The organism is Edaphosphingomonas laterariae (assembly GCF_900188165.1).
GTDB lineage: Bacteria > Pseudomonadota > Alphaproteobacteria > Sphingomonadales > Sphingomonadaceae > Sphingomonas_E > Sphingomonas_E laterariae.
Genome location: NZ_FZOS01000026.1, coordinates 47,436 through 54,399 on the forward strand (window position 1 = coordinate 47,436; position 6,964 = coordinate 54,399).

The following is a 6,964-nucleotide window of genomic DNA, read 5'->3' on the forward strand; positions in this document are numbered from 1 at the left end:
CCCCAGTTCTGGGGAGATCATCGGCCGAACACATCGGCAAAGCTGATTTGCCCGTCGAACAAGGCGCGAATGGCAAGAAGGGTGCGCTTGGTGACGCCATAGCGGTCGCGCGCATCCTTCACATGCTGGATCACCGTTTCCTGGCCGATGCCGAGGATCTGGCTGATTTCCCAGTCGGTCTTGCCCCGCGCGACCAGCGCCACGCATTCGGCCTGCCGTTCGGTCAGGCTCGGACATTCGGATTGCGGCGCGTGGATCCGGGAAATCTTGCGTGCCGCTTCGAACGCGAAGCTGCCGACGAGCTGCACGAGCGGCAGTTGCCGATGGTCGAGCATCTCGCCCGCCGCCATCGCGAAGGAACAGGATCCATTGAGCTCGCCGGGTATATGGGCCGGAACGGTGAAGCCGTCGCCCAGCCCGGCCTCGTACGCTTCTGCCAGGATCGAGCGATCGGCGGCCGTCAGAGAGATGATCGACTGAACCGCCGACCAGGCAAAGCCCACATTGGTGCGATGGCTGGCGCGGTGGATCGGGTCGCTTGCATAGAGACGTCTCGCCTGGAAGCGCTCCACCCAGTCTTGCGGATAGTCGACGATGTGGACCGAGCGAACCGCAGGCTTCAGGTCGACATGATGGACCAGAGCATAGTGCCGAAAGCCCATGGCCTTCGTGATTTCGGCCATCAGGTCAGACAAGGCTGCGCTGTCCCTGATCACGCCAGCGACAGCGCAAAAATCCTGAACTTGCCCAAGCCCGATCATCACTCGGCCGGCGAGCTCAGAGAAGCGCTTCCATGTTGAGATGACCATCGCGAACCGCGCGCAGCACCAGCTGCGTGCGTCGTCGCACGCCATAGCGCCTGCGGGCCGATTCAACATATTCGTGCACGGTGTCGCGGCTCAGACCGAGGATCTGGCCGATCTCCCAGTCGCTTTTGCCTTGCGCGACGAGTGCGATGCATTCGACCTGTCGTGGGCTGAGCGGCACGCAGGTCAATGTCTTCGCTGCCTCGCCCAGCAGCTCGCGGGCACGATCATAAGCGACCGAGCCGAGCAGACGGGCCGTCAGTATCTCCTCCGCGCTGAGCGGCTCGTCGCGTGATCGGGCGGCGGTAAAGATCGCCTCGGGCTCGCCCGGAGTCCGGATCGGCAAACTGTAACCAGATGCAAGGTCATGATCTCGGGCGCGGTCGAGGATGCTTCGCTGGCGCGGCGTAAGCTCCAGCACATCGCCGATCCGGTCCCAGGCGAGCCCCGACGGGGTACGGGCGCAAGCCGCATGGATGGGATCTTCCAGATAATGGCGCTCTTCGAGCACTTCTTCGAGCCAGGGCGAGGGATAGGTCGTGAGAAACAATGTTTCCTCGCCTCCTCGCCTAAGGTCGACGTTATGAAGCAGCGTGAACCAGCGGAAGCCGAATTCGCGCGCAGCCGCATCGATCGTGCCATGCAATTCGCCGAGGTTTCCAGCGCGCCCACATTCTGTTGCAAAGCGCGTAAGATCATCAAGGCGGCCGCAGTCTTTAATACTTTTCGCCATAGAGGGTGATAGGTCGTCTGCGAGAGGTCTCCCCGTCGAGGCCTAAGCGGCGAGCGCCGTGATTATCAAGACGAATTGAGAACGATTCGCAACAATTTGTGCTCAGAATGGATCGCCTGCGACACTTTACCGGTGGGCAAAGTGTCATGACCGACAATCCGGCAGCGATCGCCGATTTGGGATTCACATTGATCCTGCTTTGTGCTTGATTCCACCATGTTATGTTTCAAACAGCCAAGCCTCTTGAACCTTCTAGTGGCTGTGATGTCGCGGTCGTGCTCGAGAGGTTGGCAAGCGCATCGAGCCGGCCCCGTTATGCGTTCATGGTCCTCAACCTGATCGCACAGGTCGCGAGGCCAGACGGAAGGGCCGGCCCCTGGATCAAGCGCGGGACGGAGCTTATCTCCTTGCGCGACTGGCTGTGTGACGCCCTTAGGCCCATGGCCCAACGTGGTCCGCGCGCCGCAGCGCTCTTTGAGCGGGTTCGGATCGACCTCGACGAGCGCGGCCTCCTACCGGATGGCGATGCGGCAAGGCGGCAAGCAATCGAGGCGGAGGCGCGCGCTCGGGTGCGAACGGCGGGAAAGAGCAACCTCAGCCGCGCGGTATCGGAATTGGTGAGTGCGGGCCTCTTGGACCGGCATTACCAGGGTTACCGGATTGATCACCACAACCGCGGCGGCCAGCGTCACGCGGTCTATACGTTGATTGGCGATGCTCTGCGCCTGCTGTCAGCGATCCAGCCAAAGCCGCTTCCGTCCGCACAAGGTGAGCTTGTGTTGGTGGAATGAGTGGGATGGAGCTATGGCCACGACCCCGTGCAGCAGAAGCAGCCCTTCATTGGTCGAGATCCGCTTACTCCGAGTTTTGCGAGCTAGAAAATGGCTTGTCTTTGTCAGCAGAACGCAGCGCGGATGCCAAGCGTCTCATTCGTTTGCGCTATCGAGTCTTCGGCAGTCCTCGCTAGGCCCGTCAGTGCTCTGATGGCATCGATCGTGTCGGGAATGACGATGGCCTGGTTGTCGACCATATAGGCATAGAACAGCTCGTCGCCCTCTACCTTGAGCATGTCCTCCCACAACGCGACCTCATAAAGATTGTCGTGTGGTCGGCCGAGGTCGGCCATCAGTTCCTTGACCGTATTGATCGCGGCGAGGCCATCGCCGGCTCGGATCAGGGCAATGCGGGACGAAGCCCGAAACGCGTCGAGCACCTCTTCCTTGCTCGCGTTCCGGGTCAACAGTACCGACCAATAGTGAAGATGCGCCAACGTTTGGGGAACTTTGACCGCCATCGTCACGACATCGAGCTGGGGATCCACGCTTTGAGCATCCGGCCCCTGGTGACTGGGGATGTCAGGTTCGGGGACGAGAGTGTTCATGATGCCGCCCAAGTGACTTTCCCACGGGTCGGTGGCCCGTCGTAGGAGAGTGCCGCGAGCACGCTTCAGGAGCCCTGCCCGTTTGAGCGCTGTCAGAGTGCGCACGATCGAGGTCGTGTTGCAGGATACCACCCGCGTCGCCGCTCGTCCTGCCGCGCTGTCGAACGAAACCTCAGCGACGAAGGAGTGTCCCGTGACATCGTGCTTCTCACCACCATGAACGATAAACTTGCGGCCGTTTGCCCGATAGATCTCTGCATTCTGCGCGGCGATGCGTTTGGGCGTACAGTCCACCACCACATCGACCTGTCCGAGGAGCGCGTCGAGCGTACCGGCGATGGTGAAGCCAGCGCCCCGCATCGTCTGGGCATGTTCGGACGAGGCTGCGTAAAGATCGATTCCCTGCTCTTCAAGCGGGCGCAGCCGCCAGTCCGTGGCAATGTCCACCACTCCGGCAAGCCGCATGTCCTTCTGCGCCAAAACGGCGGTTGCCACCCGCTTGCCGATAACACCGTAGCCGTTGATCGCGACACGAACTGGATCGTGCTGGGTCATCTTTGTCATGCTCCCACTATAGGTTCGGGTCGTCTCTCTCATGTTTCTACCCGAATGATGTCACCCGCAGCTACGGCATAATCGAGCGCGTAAGCGAGCTCTCCGGCGGTCTCGGCATGGACGTGCAGCAGCGGTTGGCCCCGCTCCACATCCTGACCGAGACGAGCCTCCATGAAGATGCCCGCGGCCTTGACGTCCGGAGCCCCGGCCAGCTTGGCAAGGCGCGCCAGCTTGCGATTGTCGATATGGACGACGCGCCCCGCGCGGTCGGCGACGATGGGGTGGGTCTGCGCGGCCAGCGGAGGCGCGCGCATGCCGCCCTGAGCCTCGCAGATCGCCTGGAACTTGGTCCAGGCGCGTCCATCCGCCAATGTCTTGAGCGCGAGAGCCGCGCCCTTGCCCGGTTCAGACTTGCCACCAATCTCAAGCGCCACGCCGGCAAGCGATGCGGCGCGGCGGCGCAGATCGTCCGGCGCCCCGGGCGCATTGCGCAGCACCGCAAGCAGGTCGCGTGCTTCCAGTGCGGGTCCGATGCCGCGCCCGACGGGCTGGGTGCCATCGGTGAGCAGGCAGCGCGCCTCCAAGCCTGAGCGCTCGGCCACCATGCGCATGCGCTCGGCAAGGTGCCGTGCATTCTCTTCGCTACGCACCTTGGCGGTCGGCCCCACCGGAATGTCGATGACCACATGGGTCGAGCCTGCAGCGATCTTCTTCGACAGGACCGAGGCGATGAGCTGGCCCTCGGTGTCGATGTCGAGCTCGCGCTCGATCCGCACGAACTTGTCGTCGGCCGGGCTGAGGTGGATCGCGCCACCCCAGACGATGCAGCCGCCTTCCTGCTCGACGACGCGCTTCAGCGCGGCAATATCAAGATCGACCGGCGCGAGCGTCTCCATCGTGTCGGCGGTCCCGGCAGGCGATGTAATCGCGCGCGATGAGGTTTTCGGCATGATGAGGCCGTTCGCAGCAACAATGGCCACGACGAGCGGTGTGGTGCGATTGCCCGGCAGGCCGCCGACACAATGCTTGTCGACCACGACCGGGGCATCCCATGACAGGCGGTCGCCGACCCCGATCATCGCTGCGGTGAGGTCGATTGTTTCCTCCTCGTCGAGCGGCAGCACTGCGCTCGCGGTCAGGAAGGCGGCGAGGTGCACGTCGGTGTAGCGCGCGGTTGCGACATCGCCGACGATGGAGGCGAATGCAGCTGCATTGAGGCGATGCCCGTAGATGCGGCTGCGCACACTGGCGAGCGACTCGAGCGCCGGCGCATGCGTGACTGCTATCGGAGCGCCTTCGGTGACACCGAGCATTTCCCAGGCGGTTTCCGAAAGGGCGGCCTCATCCGGCCCGAGCAAGCTGTTCCCTTCGACCTGAAAGAGCGCAGCCCGCACCTCCCGGCCCGCGGCCGAAAGCAACACCTGGGGCCGCCCGGCCAGTCCCTCGGCGAGACAGACGTGGCAGTCCGTGCGCATGAGGACGACCGGCTGGTGCTGCGTGTGGAGACCGAGGCGCCGTGCACGCAACGTCGGCTGGACAATAGCGCCGGGATCGGGCCTCGTCATAGTTCGAACATCTGCGCCTGGCGCGGAACGACGGCATCCCATCCAAGCTCCTGGTCGATGCGTGAGCGCAGCGCCTCCGAGGCCTGCGCCTCGCCGTGCACGATGAAGACGCGCTTCGGCGGACGCTGAAATCCCGAAAGCCAGCGCATCAGCTCATTGGCATCCGCATGAGCCGAAAGCATTGGCAGATCAGCGACTTCCGCCTCGATCGGAACCCACTGGCCATGGATTTTTATCTCGCGCGCACCTTCGAGCATCGCGCGACCGCGCGTTCCCGCAGCCTGAAAGCCGGAGAAAAGGATAGTGTTCTTTTGATCGGGCGCGGACGCTTTGAGGTGATGAAGCACGCGGCCGCCGGTCGCCATGCCGCTCGCAGAAATGACGATCTTGGGATAGGGGCTGGCGGTGATTGCCTTCGATTGCTCGACCTCGCGCGTATAGGTCGCGATATCGCAGGCGTCGCGGCAAACCTGTGGCGTCAGTCGATGATCGCCGAGATGTTCGCATAGCAAGTCGGACGCACTGATGGCCATCGGGCTGTCCAGATAGATCGGCACGTTCTTCAGTCGGCCCGCTTCCCGCAACTTCCAGAGATAGTAGAGAAGTGCCTGCGCACGTCCGACAGCGAAGGCCGGGATGATGACCGTCCCGCCGCGGCGGACGGTGCGTTCGACGACTGCGCCCAGCGCTTCGGCGGCGTCGGTCGGGTCATGAATGCGGTTGCCATAGGTCGACTCGATCACGACGTAGTCGGCTTGGGCGACCGCCTCCGGGTCCAGCATGAAGGGATCGGAATAGCGACCGAGATCGCCGGAGAAGACGATACGCTGGCCGCCCCATTCGATATCGGCTGTCGCGGCGCCGAGGATGTGCCCGGCATGGCGAAAGGTGACCCTCGCGCCGCCCGGAAGTTCGGTGGATTTGGAGAACTGAACCGGCGTAAAGGACTCGATCGCACGCTCGGCATCGCGCACGCCATAGAGCGGCAACGCCGGCTTGTGCCGCGTGGCCCCGATGCGGTTGAGGAAATCGGCGTCCTTTTCGTTGAGATAGCCGCTGTCCTTGAGAATGAGCGCGGCCACGTCGCGCGTTGCCGCGGTCGCATAAATGCGACCGCGAAAGCCGTCGCGCACGAGGCGCGGCAGATAGCCGGAATGGTCGAGATGGGCATGGGTGAGAATGACTGCATTGATGCTGGCGGGCGGGACCGGTAGCGGCTCCCAATTGAGTTCGCGCAGATTTTTCATGCCCTGAAACAGGCCGCAGTCGATCAGGATGCGCTTGCCGTCGTGCTCCAGCAGATGCTTCGAACCGGTGACGGTTCCGGCGGCGCCAAGCGAGGTCATGGTGAGCATAATGCAGCCTTTGAGTTCGCCGGCGGGGGCGTGATGAGGTCGTAGGAATCGCCGCGACCATTGATGGCAGCGCATTCGGCGGGAGAGAGAAACTCATTGCGGGACCGACCGAGCAGCCGCGCGGCGCTTTCGGCGAGAGGCGGCCAGGTTGAGCAAATGGCGGACAGCATGGTGCGGAAACCCTTGCGCCACGTTTCAAAGGTATCTGATTGGGTCATCGTCGCCTGTTCTTGTCATTGTCAGGATGAGCGTGACGGATCAGCCTGCCGTCCAGGGCGGCGGGTCGCTGGCGGGGAAGGAGTCGAAACCCGCGCGGTCGACCTTGTCGAGGGGCTCGGGCGGTCGACGATGGCGAATGAGGTTTGCTGTGCCCACATGGGCTTGCGCGAGCGCGCGGGCGACAAGCGGCGCGAGGCCGATCGCGTTCGTCGGATGTGGCACCGCATCGGACGAGACGATGCGGCTCGAAAGAGTTGACCGGCCCCCGCCGAGTGGCCCGCTGGGATTGTTAGTGCATTGAAGCCTCCATCGCCAGTGTCGGCCGTAGGTGGAGCGAAGCGGAACCGGAG

At 63.3% G+C, this 6,964-nt stretch carries 6 protein-coding genes and 1 pseudogene; 1 reads left to right on the forward strand and 6 read right to left on the reverse strand.

The window, feature by feature from the left end:
* Positions 1-17 precede the first annotated feature (17 nt).
* Both CHB74_RS17130 and CHB74_RS17135 read right to left on the reverse strand, forming a co-directional pair.
* On the reverse strand, positions 18-854 hold the full coding sequence (locus tag CHB74_RS17130) for a LuxR family transcriptional regulator (RefSeq protein ID WP_245842992.1): 837 nt from the start codon (positions 852-854) through the stop codon (positions 18-20).
* Entirely contained in the window at positions 778-1,539 is a 762-nt protein-coding gene (locus CHB74_RS17135) for a helix-turn-helix transcriptional regulator (RefSeq protein ID WP_089220805.1), read from the reverse strand. Before CHB74_RS17135 ends, CHB74_RS17130 begins: the two co-directional genes overlap by 77 nt.
* Positions 1,540-1,760: 221 nt before the next feature.
* Here CHB74_RS17135 and CHB74_RS17140 point away from each other — a divergent pair, with 221 nt between their 5' ends.
* The gene (locus CHB74_RS17140; protein ID WP_029624233.1) at positions 1,761-2,330 is read left to right on the forward strand and encodes a hypothetical protein; all 570 of its coding nucleotides are present in this window, start codon (positions 1,761-1,763) and stop codon (positions 2,328-2,330) included.
* A 104-nt stretch (positions 2,331-2,434) separates the two neighbouring features.
* On the opposite strand, the gene CHB74_RS17145 is transcribed toward CHB74_RS17140, so the two are convergent.
* The 4 genes and pseudogenes from CHB74_RS17145 to CHB74_RS22270 all read right to left on the reverse strand — a co-directional run.
* Positions 2,435-3,475, reverse strand: coding sequence for a type II glyceraldehyde-3-phosphate dehydrogenase (locus tag CHB74_RS17145; protein WP_037495007.1), 1,041 nt, complete (start codon positions 3,473-3,475; stop codon positions 2,435-2,437).
* Positions 3,476-3,513: 38 nt separating this feature from the next.
* Positions 3,514-5,040, reverse strand: a complete 1,527-nt coding sequence (locus tag CHB74_RS17150) for a thymidine phosphorylase family protein (protein ID WP_010123254.1) — start codon at positions 5,038-5,040, stop codon at positions 3,514-3,516.
* A complete protein-coding gene (locus tag CHB74_RS17155) occupies positions 5,037-6,395 on the reverse strand; it encodes an MBL fold metallo-hydrolase RNA specificity domain-containing protein (RefSeq protein ID WP_010123252.1) in 1,359 nt (452 codons plus the stop codon). Before CHB74_RS17155 ends, CHB74_RS17150 begins: the two co-directional genes overlap by 4 nt.
* A 258-nt stretch (positions 6,396-6,653) precedes the next feature.
* A pseudogene (locus tag CHB74_RS22270) lies at positions 6,654-6,964 on the reverse strand (hypothetical protein); the annotation flags it as partial.

Coding starts and splice junctions, on each gene's coding strand:
- CHB74_RS17130 (WP_245842992.1), bottom strand. CDS start 854: ATGGCGTGCGACGACGCACGCAGCTGGTGCTGCGCGCGGTTCGCGATG.
- CHB74_RS17135 (WP_089220805.1), bottom strand. CDS start 1,539: ATGGCGAAAAGTATTAAAGACTGCGGCCGCCTTGATGATCTTACGCGC.
- CHB74_RS17140 (WP_029624233.1), top strand. CDS start 1,761: ATGTTTCAAACAGCCAAGCCTCTTGAACCTTCTAGTGGCTGTGATGTC.
- CHB74_RS17145 (WP_037495007.1), bottom strand. CDS start 3,475: ATGACCCAGCACGATCCAGTTCGTGTCGCGATCAACGGCTACGGTGTT.
- CHB74_RS17150 (WP_010123254.1), bottom strand. CDS start 5,040: ATGACGAGGCCCGATCCCGGCGCTATTGTCCAGCCGACGTTGCGTGCA.
- CHB74_RS17155 (WP_010123252.1), bottom strand. CDS start 6,395: ATGCTCACCATGACCTCGCTTGGCGCCGCCGGAACCGTCACCGGTTCG.